The organism is Peribacillus sp. SIMBA_075 (genome assembly GCF_046534585.1).
The window spans coordinates 45,237-61,397 of the sequence record NZ_JAWRYN010000018.1; the positions used below are offsets into that span (position 1 = coordinate 45,237).

12 protein-coding genes are annotated in these 16,161 nt (G+C 42.7%); 5 read left to right on the top strand and 7 right to left on the bottom strand.

Features of this window, described 5'->3' with window-relative positions:
• The first annotated feature begins 9 nt into the window (after positions 1-9).
• The gene (locus SB775_RS14720; RefSeq protein ID WP_410862013.1) at positions 10-1,425 is read left to right on the top strand and encodes an amino acid permease; all 1,416 of its coding nucleotides are present in this window, start codon (positions 10-12) and stop codon (positions 1,423-1,425) included.
• A gap of 45 nt (positions 1,426-1,470) precedes the next feature.
• Here the strand turns inward: SB775_RS14720 and SB775_RS14725 are convergent, their stop codons facing one another.
• Together SB775_RS14725 and SB775_RS14730 are read right to left on the bottom strand one after the other, a co-directional pair.
• Positions 1,471-3,144 carry a ribonuclease J gene (locus SB775_RS14725; protein ID WP_410862014.1) on the bottom strand — a complete coding sequence of 558 codons (1,674 nt, stop codon included), beginning with the start codon at positions 3,142-3,144 and terminating at the stop codon, positions 1,471-1,473.
• Positions 3,145-3,595: 451 nt separating this feature from the next.
• Positions 3,596-4,495, bottom strand: coding sequence for a TetR/AcrR family transcriptional regulator (locus tag SB775_RS14730; protein ID WP_410862015.1), 900 nt, complete (start codon positions 4,493-4,495; stop codon positions 3,596-3,598).
• Between the two features lie 197 nt (positions 4,496-4,692).
• On the opposite strand from SB775_RS14730, the gene SB775_RS14735 reads away from it, so the two are divergent.
• Positions 4,693-6,198: a DHA2 family efflux MFS transporter permease subunit gene (locus tag SB775_RS14735; RefSeq protein ID WP_410862016.1), complete on the top strand. Its 1,506-nt coding sequence runs from the start codon at positions 4,693-4,695 to the stop codon at positions 6,196-6,198.
• 267 nt (positions 6,199-6,465) lie between these two features.
• Here SB775_RS14735 and SB775_RS14740 read toward each other — a convergent pair whose 3' ends face one another.
• Positions 6,466-8,469, bottom strand: a complete 2,004-nt coding sequence (locus SB775_RS14740; RefSeq protein ID WP_410862017.1) for a YhgE/Pip family protein — start codon at positions 8,467-8,469, stop codon at positions 6,466-6,468.
• Positions 8,470-8,591: 122 nt separating this feature from the next.
• Between SB775_RS14740 and SB775_RS14745 the strand changes: the two genes are divergently transcribed.
• Together SB775_RS14745 and SB775_RS14750 are read left to right on the top strand one after the other, a co-directional pair.
• Positions 8,592-9,494 carry a LysR family transcriptional regulator gene (locus SB775_RS14745; RefSeq protein WP_410862018.1) on the top strand — a complete coding sequence of 301 codons (903 nt, stop codon included), beginning with the start codon at positions 8,592-8,594 and terminating at the stop codon, positions 9,492-9,494.
• A gap of 194 nt (positions 9,495-9,688) precedes the next feature.
• A complete protein-coding gene (locus tag SB775_RS14750; protein WP_410862019.1) occupies positions 9,689-10,378 on the top strand; it encodes an alpha/beta fold hydrolase in 690 nt (229 codons plus the stop codon).
• Between the two features lie 99 nt (positions 10,379-10,477).
• Here the strand turns inward: SB775_RS14750 and SB775_RS14755 are convergent, their stop codons facing one another.
• Positions 10,478-11,101: a TetR/AcrR family transcriptional regulator gene (locus SB775_RS14755; RefSeq protein WP_410862020.1), complete on the bottom strand. Its 624-nt coding sequence runs from the start codon at positions 11,099-11,101 to the stop codon at positions 10,478-10,480.
• A gap of 192 nt (positions 11,102-11,293) precedes the next feature.
• On the opposite strand from SB775_RS14755, the gene SB775_RS14760 reads away from it, so the two are divergent.
• A complete protein-coding gene (locus tag SB775_RS14760; RefSeq protein ID WP_410862021.1) occupies positions 11,294-12,052 on the top strand; it encodes an SDR family oxidoreductase in 759 nt (252 codons plus the stop codon).
• A gap of 377 nt (positions 12,053-12,429) precedes the next feature.
• On the opposite strand, the gene SB775_RS14765 is transcribed toward SB775_RS14760, so the two are convergent.
• The 3 genes from SB775_RS14765 to SB775_RS14775 all read right to left on the bottom strand — a co-directional run bounded on the left by SB775_RS14765 (position 12,430) and on the right by SB775_RS14775 (position 16,044).
• A complete protein-coding gene (locus SB775_RS14765; RefSeq protein WP_089364082.1) occupies positions 12,430-13,131 on the bottom strand; it encodes a FadR/GntR family transcriptional regulator in 702 nt (233 codons plus the stop codon).
• Between the two features lie 161 nt (positions 13,132-13,292).
• Positions 13,293-14,651: a glucarate dehydratase gene (gudD, locus tag SB775_RS14770; RefSeq protein ID WP_410862022.1), complete on the bottom strand. Its 1,359-nt coding sequence runs from the start codon at positions 14,649-14,651 to the stop codon at positions 13,293-13,295.
• 31 nt (positions 14,652-14,682) lie between these two features.
• Entirely contained in the window at positions 14,683-16,044 is a 1,362-nt protein-coding gene (locus tag SB775_RS14775; RefSeq protein ID WP_410862023.1) for an MFS transporter, read from the bottom strand.
• Positions 16,045-16,161: the final 117 nt, after the last annotated feature.

Sequence of the window (16,161 nt, forward strand, 5' to 3'; positions counted from 1 at the left end):
GGTAATGTTATGACAAAAGCCAATTGCAGTTCAGCTAAAGGGAAGGCTGTACAAGATTCCAAATCATCAGGTGAACAACAAGGCGATATGAAATGGTGGCAGCTATCATTAGTCGGTGTAGGCTGTACAATCGGGACAGGATATTTTCTTGGATCCACCATAGGGATTAAAACGACAGGGCCATCTATTGTATTTTCCTTTGTATTGGCTGCACTTGGTACATACATCGTTTATAATCTACTTGCTAAGATGACGGCTGCCGATCCTCAAGAGGGTTCTTTTTGTTATTATGCCAATAAAGCATTTGGACGATGGGCTGGCTTTAGCTGTGGCTGGAATTATTGGTCCTCCAATATATTGATCATGGGAAGTCAGCTTACTGCGCTTTCGCTGTTATCTCAATTTTGGTTTCCGAAAGTCCCGCTGTGGCTATTTGCGGCTGGATTTGCCATTATTTCAATTTTTGTGGTTTTGCTTGGAACAAAAGGGTTCGACAGAGTTGAAAACATCCTTGCGGTAATTAAGACAGCGGCAATCGTAATGTTTATCATTATAGCAATATGTGCCGTTTTCGGTTGGTTTGGTCTTGATGGAGGGAAACCGCCATCATTTCCGAATACGTACAATGAATTATTTCCAAAAGGGCTAAAAGGGTTTTGGACATCCCTTATCTATGCTTTTTATGCTTTTGGCGGCATTGAAGTCATTGGATTGATGGCGATGCAGCTGAAAAAGAAAGAGGATGCGCCAAAGGCAGGGACGATCATGCTCATGGTTCTTACGATCATATATGTGGTTTCATTGGGATTAGCCGTAACCATGGTTTCATTAGGAGCATTCAATGAAAAAGAAAGCCCATTTGTTTCTGCATTGGACAATTATCACCTGACATTTTTCCCTCATGTATTTAATGGTGCGATCATCATTGCCGGTTTCTCGACGATGACCGCTTCACTGTTTGGTGTAACCAATCTGTTGGTAACGCTTTCCAACGATGGGAATGCGCCATCATTATTCATGCAAAAGATCAAAAAATTCAAGGATCTTCCACTGCCCTCATTGGGTCTTGGAGCCTTAGGGCTTTTAGGGTCAATCATCACTGCCTTGCTCCTGCCAGGCAAGATTTATGAATACATTACAACATCAGCTGGGATATTGCTTTTATATAACTGGGCATTCATCATTCTTTCTTCATTCAAAATCTTGGAAAATAAAATTTGGAGTAAGATTACCGCCGTTTTTGGACTTCTGCTAATTTTTGCTGCGGTCAGTGGCACACTGCTTGAAAAAGAGATCCGTCCAGGGTTTTTCATAAGCCTTTTATTCATCGTTATCATCGGGCTTGCTGCCATTTTCATGAAATTCAAGGTTTGGAATAAAAACAAGGCGATGGCCGCAAGAGCGAGTAAATCAGACCTAGATTGAAAAAAAGAACTTGACTATATGAAGTCGAGTTCCTTTTTGTGTACGCTAAATCTCAATGATTAACGGAAGGATCATTGGTTTTTTCTTGGTTTGGTTATAGAGATATTGCCCGAGTTCCTTCTTGATGGTTTGTTTAATGATATTCCATCGGTATATTTTTTCATTTTGCAAGTCGTTGACCGTTTTCGTGACAAGACGATTTACCTGTCTAAGGAGCTCTTCGGAATTTTGAACATATACAAATCCACGGGAAATGGTATCGGGTCCTGATACTATTTTTCTTTCCGTCTTGCTTAGTGTTATGACAATTACGAGCATCCCATCTTCGGAAAGCTGCTTACGGTCGCGGAGTACGACTTCTCCAACATCACCAACGCCCATGCCGTCAACAAAGGTATTGCCGGCAGCAACCTTTCTCGTTTGACGGGCGACCGAGTTTTCAATATCCACGACATCGCCATTATTGATAATGAAAGTATTGCCCGTTTCCACCCCAACAGACTCAGCAAGTAGCCGATGTTGGTGCAACATCCTATACTCACCGTGAATGGGTATGAAATACTTAGGTTTCATCAGGGTAAGCATGAGCTTTAACTCTTCCTGATAGGCATGTCCAGAAACATGCATGCCTGTTACAGTCCCAGAACCGTAAATGACTTTAGCCCCCAATTGGAACAGGTTGTCGATGATCCGGGAAACATCCCGTTCATTTCCGGGTATTGGAGTGGAGGCAAGGATCACTGTATCACCAGGTAATATGCTCATATCCCGATAATTCGAACTGGAAAGGCGGGACAGGGCAGCAAACGGCTCTCCTTGACTTCCCGTACATAAAACCGCGACCCTTTCAGGAGCATAATTATCGACTTCATGTGCTTGAATTAGCATCCCATCAGGAACCTCAAGGTAGCCGCGCTCAATGGCAACGGATACGACATTCACCATGCTTCGTCCCAGTAAGGCGAGTTTTCGGTTTGTCTTCTGGGCAGCGTTCACCACTTGTTGAACGCGATTGACGTTTGAAGCGAAAGTTGAAAGAATGACTTTCTGTTTAGCCTGCATAAACGCCTCTTCAATATGACTGCCAACCAGATGCTCCGAGGGACTTGAGCCTGGACGTTCAGCGTTAGTGCTCTCAGATAATAAAGCCAAGACACCTGCACTCCCGATTTCGGCCATTTTATGAATATCGGGATACTGGTCATTCATGGGAGTTAAGTCAAATTTAAAGTCCCCTGTATGGACGACCGTACCCTCCGGTGTATGCATGGTGACTCCAAGACAATCAGGAATACTGTGATTCGTTTTGAAAAAATCCAGACTCATCTCCCCAAATTCCAACGTTGAATCCGAGTCGATCTGGATTAATTCAGTATTACCCAAAAGGTTATGTTCTTTTAATTTCAATTCAATCAACCCAAGTGTTAAACGTGTGGCATAAATGGGTACATTCAATTTTTTCAAGAAATAGGGGATGCCGCCAATATGATCTTCATGCCCATGAGTCACGATTAAAGCCCGGATCTTCTCCTTATTTTCCTGTAGAAAGGAAATATCAGGAATGATCAAGTCGACTCCTAATAAACTTTCATCAGGAAACTTTGCACCACAGTCGATAATGACCATATCGTTTGAATATTGAACCACATACATGTTTTTACCGATTTCATTCACTCCGCCTAGAGCCAGAATGGACAATGCATTTTCATTCACACTCAAATAACTAGACCTCCCTTTAGTATAATAAGGATAGTCTTTCCTTAGGCCTCTCTTATAAAACCAACTCTTTTTATAAAATGACTTTCTTCTTCCTGCAATTCAAAAATCAATCTTAAAAATAACCTACTGCAAATTGGCAGATTCCTTTTAAGCGGATAACCATAAAAGGATTAAACCACACTAAAAAAAGAAAACCCGTAAAGAAATTCGAAAATACTGGCAGCAAACCCACCCTTATCAAAAAGCGAAACGAATTCCAGGGTAATATAAAAAACAACTGGTGAAAGTAGCAAAAATGAAAATCCCGAATGAAAAAATGAATATTAAATCCAATATTTACCACCACCATATAGTGATCGTAGATAAAAGGGGCAGCATTATCAATTAAAAATGCTCATAAAAAAACACCTACCGTTTTAGTAGGTGCGTGTTTCCTCTATAAACCATTCCATCATTGGCCCATGCATGAGTTGATGCTTTCTTCAAAAGTCTCGATGTAGCCTTGTATCTGCGCTGCATATTGAGTCTTTAAAGTGAGCAGCAAACTTTCAATCAAAAATTTTCGCGGTTTGTCGGACTGCATCAGCTCATCTTGGATAAAATCGACCAGTTCAATTGCCCTTGATCGATCTTCACCACAAGTAAAAGCATTGTTTATCGCTTTTTTCAAATCCGTGGTGGAATTTAGCAAATCATTATGGCAAGGATCAAGATGGTTTTTAAAGTGGGGAAACCACGTATCCATTTGTTCCGGATCAAGGATCTGTTCTCCGCTATCAGCCACTTCATTGACTAAATGGACAATTCGGTTCATGCAATAGCGGATAATTTGTATGTCCGGTGTACCGACCGCATTAGCACGGTAACTAAAATGATTCATATGGGTCATCATCGAATGAAAGATAATGACGCTATCTAATAGATAGGGTTTTTTGCTTTCCCCGAATATATCGAGAAAACGGTCATACATCCATCGTATGCTCAACAATAGAGTTTGATTGATGAATTGCTTTAATTCCTCGTCGTTGGAAACACGGACTTCTTCGATTAGGATAAGCAATTTACTTTGTTTGTTCACCATCATCTGCAATTCGAGCTGCTGGATGAAAATTTCAATATCAGCTGAATCTTGACCAATCAACAGTTTTTCCCTGTCGTGGCGAATCCTTGTATAGACGGAACGGAAAATGGCAATAAATAATTCACCCTTCGAAGGGAAATAATTATAAAATGTACCTTTTGAAATACCGCTGCCGTCTAAAATGTCCTGAATGGACGTGGCTTGGTAGCCATTATCAATAAACAGCTTATGAGCCGCATCGATGACATTCTGCCTTCGATTATTCATCATATCACCTAATTTTCATTATACTGCTTGTATAAATGTAATCGTACTCTATTTTCCAACACAGTACAAACCCTTATTTAAACAAGTAAATTTTTATTGCAAAAAATGAACTGGGGGTATATTATTGATTTTATGAGATTTAGATATACTCGTCGTACAATTAAATGAACCAATAGTTTGGATGGAGGATTAGATAAAAAGTGAGTACTGCACAAACAACTGAAAAAAAAGGGTCGTATGGCATTTTAGCCATACTGATGATCGGTGCGTTTATAGCGATACTGAATTCAACCCTTTTAAATATTGCACTGCCATCAATTAAAACAGACCTGGGAATAGAAACTTCCACAGTCCAATGGCTGACAACGGGCTACATGCTCGTGAACGGAATCATGATTCCGGCAACAGCCTTCTTAATAAGGAAATATTCAGTGCGTAATCTTTTCCTGACAGCCATGCTCCTATTCTCAATCGGGACGATCATTGCAGGTGTAGCGGAAGCATTCCCACTATTATTGGGAGCACGTATGGTTCAGGCTGCAGGTTCTGCAATTATGATGCCGTTATTAATGAACGTACTTTTAACTGCTTTCCCTGTTGAAAAACGGGGCTCGGCAATGGGATTATTCGGTTTAGTCATGATGTTTGCCCCTGCAATCGGGCCGACGCTTTCAGGCTGGATCATCGAACATTATGATTGGAGAATGCTATTCCATTTCATTACTCCGCTTGCTTTATTAGTGCTAATTTTCGGTTTCTTCAAGCTTAAAGACAAAAAGGAAAAAGTCGATATTAAAATCGATAAATTATCGGTCATCCTATCAAGCCTGGGCTTTGGCGGCCTGCTTTACGGATTCAGTTCCGCAGGCAGCAAGGGTTGGGATAGCCCTTGGGTTTATGGAACATTGATTATCGGTGCCATTTCCCTGATACTTTTCATTACACGCCAACTTAAAATGGAAACACCGATGCTTGAATTCAGGATCTTCAAACATCCAATGTTCGCTTTATCTGCAACGATTTCAATCTCGCTGAATATGGCTCTGTTCTCGGGGATGATCCTAATGCCATTGTATACACAAACAGTCCGTGGCATTTCACCATTTGATTCCGGCTTGCTGATGCTGCCTGGAGCACTATTAATGGCCCTTATGTCACCGGTCACAGGTAAGCTCTTCGATAAGTTCGGTGCTCGCGTGCTTGCTTCAACCGGTTTATTTATCACCGTTGTCACAACGTATTTCTTCAGTAAATTTACAATGGATACATCTTATACACACATTGTGATTCTGTTTTCCATTCGTTCATTCGGGCTTTCCATGGCAATGATGCCAATCATGACAAACGGATTGAACTCGCTGCCAGCCCGAATGAACCCGCATGGTACAGCGATGAATAACACACTTAACCAAGTCTCCGGTGCTATCGGTACTGCATTGCTTGTTACGGTCATGTCCAACCATGCAGCTTCTTCCGGTAAGAGCTTAATGACCAAAGCGATGAGCAAATTAACAAGCCAGCCCACTGCTGAGGTGATGGAAAAAATGCAGGCCCAAGTCGGAATGCAGGCGATGCTGGATGGAATTAACTTTTCCTTCTTTGTATCGACCTTCATTGTTGCTGTGGCACTGATTCTGTCATTATTCATCAAGCGTGCATGGCCGGCTGAAGACAAACCAGCCGTGAAAAAGAATCAAACCGCTTAAAGATACAACCAAAAAGCCCCTATGCCACCTGAATAATCAGGCGCATAGGGGTTTTTACATTATCTCACTTAAGCTTTTTCGGGCTGGAACGGAATAATTCGACCGACAGCCAATGTAATTCGACTCAAACCAGATTAATTTGGAGGAACGATCAACCTTTTTATTCGCGTTTTTACCCATATTCAGTGATTTCACTTCATATTGCTGTTCATCCTTCAGCTGGACTTACATAAGGAAAGCGCCATTAGAATGAGACTGCGCTTTAAATCAAGAAGTCACTTCTTTTGAAGTTACCTTTGCATGCTGGATATGACTGGATATCCAGCCAATGATCGCTGCAGTAATTAGATAGGCAAGTAAGATCCATATCTGCGTCCGCAAGTTTTCCCAGCCTCCTAATGAGATGACCTCTTGCAGCTCTTTTAGTGAGTGGGCCATAGGTAAAAATGAACCGATTTTCATTAATAATGGCATGCCGAGTTCGCCAGGGAATGTTCCGCCGCAAGTAGCCAATTGGAACACGAGAAGGGTCACTGCTGCGAATTTGCCAACCACTCCGAATACGGTCACCAACATAAGGATGAACGTCATGAAGGTGAATGAAACGATGATGCTTGACAGAATGAATACTGGGACACTTGCCACATGTAAATGGAATCCAAAAAGGACGACCGCATCCACTAGAAGTGCCTGAATCATGCCGATTACATATACCAGCCCTAATTTATTCATGAAATGAACGGTTCCGGTAACCTTTAGATTCTGCCTGCGGCCAAGCGGTAAAATATTGGAAGCCATGATACCACCTACATAAAAGGCCAGTGACAGAAAATAAGGGGCAATCCCGGTCCCATAGTTAGGAACTTCCGATAGATTGGATTGAACCAATTGCACGGGTTCAGAGAACATCGAAGTGGTCGAATCGCCGTACTGAAGACTGGCCGTTTTATCAGCTGCTTCATTAAGCTTGGTGGATAACGTGCTTGATCCCGTTTCCAGTGAAGCCAGTCCGTCTTGAAGTTCCGTCGATCCACTGGCTAGCTGGCTGCTTCCGCCGGCTAACGAATCAATTCCGTTGTTTAAAGTGGAGAAACCATTTTTCCATTTAAATAATCCATTCGCTAATTGTTCAGATCCCTCGTTTAATTGCTTAGCACCAGAGGTAGCTTGTGCCATCTTATCACCAAAGGTTTTCATCCCGGTTTGAATGGTGTCCTGTCCATCCGCCACTTTAGCAGCACCTTCGCCAAGTTGTTTTTGTCCGGCATTTAAAGTAGTGGCTGATTTGGATAATCCTTCAGATAGGGCCAGGATTTGCTTGAAGTCTTGATCCTTTATTGCATCAGGATGACTTTTCATATAGGCATCCAATTGTTTCTTAAGAGTATTCGCTGTATCAGCCGCCTCTTCTTGCCCTTGCATCAGTTTTGCATTTCCGGCTGACCAGTTCTTAACCCCCTGATTTACTTCATTCAAAGCATTTTCCAATGATTGATGTCCTTCCGATAGCTGCTTCATGCCGGAATACAGGTTCCGGGAACCTGATGTTAATCCTTCCGCACCATCGGCTAAGGTTTCTTGTCCATCCAAGAGCTTTGTGCTCCCTGTTTTCAGCTGCTGGGCGCCAGTATTCAAGTCCTGAATTCCATCGGACAAGTTCTCACTGCCGCTTTTCGCATCCGCCGTTCCTTGATGAAGCTCTTCCGCTCCATCCCCGGCATCCTTCAAGCCTTTAGAAATATCGTGGAATTTTGAAAGGATGCCTTCAGAATATACTTTCGTAATGCTTGCGTTGATCTTTGTAGTCATCTTTTCAACAGCAGTTGTGCTGATCTGTGAGGCAACGAAGTTTTTACCTGGATTGACAGTATACAAAAGTTTAGCCGTTTCCGGTTTTTCATCCATTAAAGTCGTGACATTTTCCGAAAAATCATCCGGAATCGTGACAACCATATAATAGGCCCCTTCTTTAAGACCCTTATTAGCCTCCTTTGCTGATACAAAGTGAAAGTCCAATTCTTTCTGCTTCTTCAATTGTTTAACGAAATCATTTCCAGCTTCGATTGGCTTATGGTCCATTTCCGAACCATTATCGAGATTGACCACTGCTACAGGGAGCTGATCCATCTGTCCATATGGGTTCCAATATCCTGCCAAGAAGAAACCAGAGTAAATCAATGGAACGATCAAAAGGAAAATCAAGGCGATTCTCCCGTGTTTATGTTTCCACATTGCTTTTATATCTTGAAGTATAAGTTGTAAACCTTTCATTATTGATCCTGCCCTTTCTAACAAAATGAGATTATTTCATCATAATGGCTTTTTTAGATACTGTATAATACATAAATGATTATGTAATAATAGATTTAAATCTATGTGAAGAGAGTGGAGAAATGGAAATATTACAGCTGCAGTACTTTCAAACAGTAGCACGACTGGAACATATGACGAAGGCTGCGGAACTACTTAAGATTGCTCAGCCGTCGCTCAGTAAAACCATATCCCGGCTTGAAGAGGATTTGGGAGTCCTGCTATTCGATAGGGAACACCGGAAAATCAAGCTCAATGCAGCCGGACGAATATTCTTGAACAGGGTCGAACGGGCTTTTGCGGAACTGAATGAGGGAAGGCGCGAAATTGTGGAATTAATGGATCAAGACCAAAAGAACATCACCTTGGCCGTTACCATCCCTAGGGTCCTGCCTGATTTATTGGGCACATTTTTATCTAAATATCCGGATGTACGTTTTCAACAATTCCTAAAATCCATATCATCCATGAAACAGCTTCTAATTGAAGGGGAAATCGATTATTGCATATCATCCGTTCCGATAGAAGGCCCCGACCTAAAGTGGGAACCGCTGATCACCGAAGAAATATATCTGATCGTGCCTCCCAATCACCGGCTGGCTGGCAGGGAAAGCATCCAACTTCATGAAGTGAAAGATGAACCATTCATCAGTATGAACACAGGCTTCGGATTCCGCAGCCTAACCGACCAATTTTGCCTCGAAGCAGGATTTGTCCAGCACATCGCATTCGAAGGCGATGAACCTGCTGTCATCTCGGACCTTGTCAGGAAAGGGTTGGGCATTGCCTTCGTATCAGAATTGACATGGCTCCACCAAACCGGATCATTATCCCATAAAATCAGGATAACCGAACCCGCCTGTCAAAGAACCATAGGGCTTGGCTGGTCAGAAAAACGCTACTTCACCCCGGTAGCCAGGCAATTTCGTTTATTTGTCATGGATTATTTCTCCGCCGTCAACTCCGCTAGGCTGAAGGACGAGTGATGGGCTGAACGCCGATATAATCGGTAAAGGAAGGAATAAATGGGTTGAAGGCCGAAATAATAACGATAAAGGCGATTGCTTCGGTAAAAAGTATAATTTGATATGAGCGGACATAAAATTTCAGGAGGTTTTTAAAATAGGCATCGAAATTATATAGGTGGGTTTATGAATCCCATCCTAGGAGATGAATGGAGATGGAAATGCGGGTTAATCAAATTGATTTGAATGGACTCACTTTTCAATATCGCGAGAGTGGGGAACCTTCTGCACCACCGCTTGTTGCCCTTCATGCGCTGGGGAAAAGTGCAGGTTCATGGGATCAGGCGGCTGCCGTATTGGGGGAAAATTATCGCGTATTAGCATTAGATCAACGAGGCCACGGTGGGAGTGCGAGAACTAATACATACAGTTTTGAATTGATGTGCAATGATTTGCTTCATTTTGCGAATGCTATGAATTTGGGAAGGTTTTCGCTAATAGGGCATTCCATGGGGGGAACAGTTTCCTATCTTTTCTCACAAGCATTTCCATCGAGGATTGAAAGGTTGATTGTCGAAGACACTCCTCCTCCTTTTTCGGATAGACCAATCGAAGTTCCTTCCAAACCTTCTGGCCCTCTTCCGTTTGATTGGCAGGTTGTGCCTTCGATTCTAAGGCAACTGAATGAACCCAATCCCGAATGGTGGGCGCGTCTTACGGACATTATCATGCCAACTCTTATTGTAGGCGGTGGGTCGAGTCATATTCCCCAAAACAAATTGCAGGAAGTTTCCGAGCTTATTCCTAATTGCGAATTGGTGACGATAGAGGATGCCGGGCATTTTGTGCATGAAGATAATTTACCAGCCTTCTTAGCTGCCGTGAAGAGTTTTCTTATTTCATGAACTTCCAAAATACTTATTAAATATAGAAGCTTTAATCTGTCAATGATTAAAGTGCATCCAAATAGCATTTGAGGGAGGGGTGCCGATGCAGCCCTCTTATTACTGCCTGGCATCTTTAAATGTATGGTTTATTTTATAAACGGCGTTTACCGGTTTGTTGCCGATGATTTCCAGCAATTGTTCAGCCATATAGTCAGCGCTATACTTGAATCCAGTGTTGACCCATTCGATGATCATGCCTAAAATCGCATATGCTTGGTAGCTGGAGGCAAGCTCTGTATTGATCTTCGGGTTCGGCTGATAATCTTCTAGGTCCTTTAAAGGGAGTTTCTTTAATTCATTACAAATTCTATCAAGAAGTTTAGGCCATGCATTCGACTTTAAAATGAGGGTATAAATGTTTGCATAGTTAGCTACATGTTCAAATATTTTGATTACTGAAGCCGTTAGTTCATTTATGGTGAACGTATCGACATTTTTATAAGGTTCCCTGTAAGATATGATCAAATCGGCTATGACATCCTCCATGACTTCTTCAAGCAGTTCCTCTTTGTACTGATAATGTTTATAAAATGTACCCCGATTAACGTCGGCGATTTCTACTATTTCTGTAATCGATATGTCCCTAAAATCCTTATTTTGCATTATTGATATGAGGGACTCTTTTAAAGCCTTTTTTGATTTCCTGATCCTTCTATCAATCCCAGTGTTATTAGTAGACATTTTCTTCACCCTTTGTTCGTTATTGTCCTATTGATGAACAAAAATGACCCTTTATGTTCATTGTTCAACATCAAGGTAAGCATTTGCTGATTGTATAAGCCTACTAACTAATTATACTATAAAGGAAGATAGTTAATGAACATCTGTACAATAGGCATCACTTCAATAGAATAGATGAATGGGGGAGTTTAAATGAAATTACAGGACAAGGTTGCAGTAGTGACAGGCGCAGCATCAGGTATGGGGAAACAAATTGCTATAGATTATGCTAGAGAAGGGGCTAAAGTCGTCGTATCGGATTTAAATCTTGATGGTGCGAACGCAACGGTAGAGGAAATAAAAGAGAATGGCGGAATGGCCTTTGCCATTAAAACGAACGTAGCGGTGGAGGATGATATTCAACATTTGATCGATACTACGGTTAGTACGTATGGTACAGTGGATATTTTGGTGAATAACGCGGGTATCATGGATGGCATGGAACCTGCCGGGGATATTGAGGATTCTGGATGGGATCGGATTTTTGCCATTAACACGACAAGCGTCATGCGTTCGACTAGAAAGGTTTTACCAATCTTTTTAGAAAAACAAAAAGGAGTGATCATCAATATTGCTTCTGCTGGCGGTTTATATGGTGCCCGAGCTGGCGCAGCATACACTGCCTCTAAACATGCGGTGGTGGGATTCACAAAAAACACGGGCTTCATGTATGCAGAAAAAGGCATTCGCTGTAATGCAATAGCACCAGGTGGAGTTGAAACCAATATTGGTTCCAGCATGACGAATATCAATAAGTTTGGCGCCTCTCGCCAACAACTGGGGATGGCGATCAATCCACGCAATGGCAAACCTGAAGAAATTGCTAAAGTGGCATTGTTCCTTGCTTCTGACGATTCAAGCTTTGTAAATGGTACTGTCATCACCGCAGATGCTGGTTGGAGTGCATATTAAGCAGTAAATTAAAAAGAGGATGGTCAGAACTTGGGACTGATACATGCATTCCTGCTAGTAAGCAGGGATGCACTTTTTTTTGAGTGGAGCTTTAGATGGGGATTGTGGTCAGCCAACAATTTGCAAGAGGAAGGTTTCGACTTCATCGGGGAACATTTTCATTTCAATCGAAAGTGGATAAGCGGGGGCTGGATAGTTCAACTACTATCCAGTTTTTTAAAAAAAATGATGCTATCAATTGGATTTAAAAGATAAGTTGAACTCTGAAATCTTGGAAGCAAAATAGGTTCCCTGAAAAATCCACTTTCCTATGAAATTGAATCATTGAGTGATCCATTAGTTTGCTGCGATTACTTCCATCTTCCACAAACGATATATTAATTTGCGTGAGAATATTGAAGGACTTTCTGACGGACGTAATCAAGGTGCTTGTACATTTGACTGAATGCTTCATGTGGATCATGTGCTGCAAGTGCCGCATAGATGGCTTTATGATACTTTACAGTCAGTTCCCGTTCCCTGAATTGTATCAGGCTATTTATTTTATTATGGGTAATCAATAACGAATCGATCATGCCTTCAATAATGGGATTGTTTGCACTTAAAGCAATGATCTTGTGGAATTCTTTATCGGCCTCTCCATAATTGTTGTCTTCACTATTGGCAATCGTGTCAATCGTAACTTGCAGTTTCTCCAGCTGTTCGTCTGTGATTTTCTCGGCAGCCATTGTTACCAGTCCCAACTCCAATGCCATTCGCGCTTCGATGATCGCTGGTAAATTATTCGTAGCCAGCGCCAGCATGACAGAGAATGGATGTGTACCGATTTTATCGTTAAAAAAGGTTCCTTCACGTGTTTTCCGTGTAATGACTCCTAGTGTATCAAGTGCACTGAGTGCCTCCCGTAAAACAGGCCGGCTTACTTCAAGTTCTTTCATAAGTTCCATTTCAGGAGGCAGTTTGTCGCCCGCTTTCATTTGTCCGGTGACGAGCAGATGCACGATTTGATCCACGACTTGTTGTGAAAGAGTGTTGCGATGTACCGATTGTACGCCTAATTTCTTTGACGATTCTTCCATTGTGTAACCCCTTTTCTGTTAAACCCTATATGTATTTATACTGTAAGACTAATTATATAATATAATACACTTATTTGCATGTGAGGAAGAGAAGATCTATACCCCAAAAAAAGTAAAATGCGCCGCTCTAAAGAGAGAGACGCACGCATTGTTGGAAAAAATCATCTGACAAGGCAAGGTGATTTTGGATTGAACTCCCATCCTGAAATCAGGTATTGCATCGCCATTGAATCATCACGGGCACCAAGTCCTTTTTGTTTATAAAGCTGATGTGCCTTCTCGATTTGTTCCATATCCACTTCAATTCCAAGTCCGGGCTTGGAAGGTACATCGACCATTCCGCCGACAATTTTAAAAGGTTCTTTCGTCAAACGCTGCCCATCCTGCCAAATCCAGTGGGTATCGATTGCAGTGACTTTTCCTGGTGCGGCTGCAGCAACGTGTGTAAACATGGCAAGCGAAATGTCAAAGTGATTATTCGAGTGTGATCCCCATGTCAATCCCCAGTCATTGCACATTTGAGCGACACGGACGGAGCCTTGCATCGTCCAAAAATGCGGATCGGCAAGAGGGATGTCCACGGATTGAAGCTGAATGGAGTGCCCCATTTGCCTCCAGTCCGTTGCAATCATATTAGTAGCGGTGGGAAGGCCCGTTGCGCGCCTAAATTCCGTCATGATTTCCCGGGCGGAAAAACCATTTTCCGCTCCGCATGGATCTTCCGCATAGGCTAAAACATGATGTTGATCCCGGCAAAGTTCAATCGCATCCTTAAGCAGCCAGCCGCCATTTGGGTCAAGGGTGATCCTGGCTTCAGGGAAGCGCTCCGCAAGTGCCGTCACCGCTTCGATTTCTTCTTCCCCGCGCAAAACCCCGCCTTTCAGTTTAAAATCATTGAATCCATAGCGAGAGTGGGCGGCTTCTGCCAAGCGGACAATCGCTTCAGGTGTGATCGCTTCCTCATGACGGAGGCGAATCCAGTCATCTTCCGCTTCAGGCTCACTTAAATAACCAAGGTCCGTTTTATTGCGGTCACCTACATAAAATAAGTAGCCCAGCATTTCCACCTTATCACGCTGCTGTCCTTCGCCGAGAAGGGCTGCAACTGGAACACCTAAATATTGGCCGACTAAATCTAGAAGTGCCGCTTCCAATGCTGTTACGGCATGGATGGCTATACGGAGATCGAACGTCTGAAGCCCGCGCCCTCCCGCATCCCGGTCCGCGAACTGCTTACGGATGGTATTCAGAATGTTGTTGTATGTCCCAATGGACTGGCCGACAACCAATTGTTTGGCATCTTCGAGTGTTTGGCGAATCTTTTCGCCTCCAGGAACTTCACCTACACCAGTATTACCCGCATTGTCTTTCAGAATGACAATGTTCCGAGTGAAATAAGGAGCATGGGCACCGCTCAAGTTCAGCAGCATGCCGTCATGGCCTGCAACTGGAATAACGCTCATTTCTGAAATGACCGGTGTGCCGACTTTTACATGATCCTTAAGCATTTGATTGTTCATATTTCTTCCCCCTGACAGAATATTTAGTTAACTATGATTTTAACTCTACACGTTTAATTTCACCAACAAGGAATAAATAGCTGCAGATTGCGACAAGAGCATTGGCACATACGAAGACTAGCGCCCCATTAAATGATCCTGTCGTGGCAATGATGTATCCGATGATGATCGGTGTTGTAATGCCTGCAATGTTACCGAATGTGTTGAAAAGCCCGCCACTGACACCGGACATTTCCTTTGGTGAGGTATCGGCCACTACCGCCCAGCCGAGTGCCCCAAATCCTTTACCGAAAAACGCTAGGGCCATAACGAATATGACCACCCATTCCGTCTCTACATAGTTTGCAGCTACCAAGCTCATCGATAGAAGCATCCCAACAACGATTGGCAATTTTCGGGCGACAGTCAATGAGAATCCCTTCCGTAACAAGAAATCCGAGAATGTCCCTCCGAGAATGCCGCCAAAAAACCCACAAATGGCTGGAAGGGAAGCGACGAGCCCAACTTGAAGAATGGTCATGCCTCTTTCTTGTACAAGGTACACAGGAAACCATGTAAGGAAAAAGTACGTTAACGTTGTAATGCAATATTGTCCGAGATAAACACCTAACAGCATACGGTTTGATAAAAGCTGCTTAATATGATTCCAGTTGACGCCTTTCTTTTCCTCTTTATTTGCAGTGGTTTGATCCATATTGATCAAAGCGCCGCCTGCTTCGATATATTCAAGCTCAGCTTTGTTGATGCGCGGATGTTCCTTTGGGCCATATATCGTTTTCATCCAGAAGAAAGCGACGATGATTCCCAAGGCGCCCATAAAGAAGAAGACGTATTCCCAACCAAATTTATACGTAATGTAACCCATGATCGGTGCAAAGAGAACGGTTGCAAAATACTGGGCTGAATTGAAAGTGGCAGCCGCGGTTCCGCGTTCATGGCTTGGGAACCAGGTAGCAACGATGCGGCTGTTGGCCGGGAAGGAAGGAGCCTCTGCCAATCCAACTAAAAAACGCAGTCCGAACAATATCATGACAGCCGTTTCGGCAGAACCGAAAAATCCGATAAATCCTTGTAAAAGCGTAAAGGTAGACCATAGCGTGATACTCCAAAAGTAAACTTTTTTTGAGCCAAAACGGTCCAAAAGCCATCCACCCGGAATTTGTCCAGCTACGTAGGACCATGCAAAAGCGGAGAAAACATAGCCCATCATGACTGAATCGAGACCAAGCTGACCAGACATGTCCGTACCTGCGATTGATAGCGTCGCACGATCTGCATAATTCAGAGCGGTAACCAGAAAGAGCATAAATACAATAAACCATCGTGTCCGTGTTTTTTTCTGAGCATTCGGCAATATAGGAGATTCTTGAAAAACTTTTTCTCCAGCGTTCATATACTCACTCCCTTAAAAGTATTTTTTTTATTGACACCGCTTACAATGTTAGCTGTTTCCTCCTTTGTGAAAATTCTTAATATTTAGTTTTGTCCAATGGTAAGACAAATATAATTG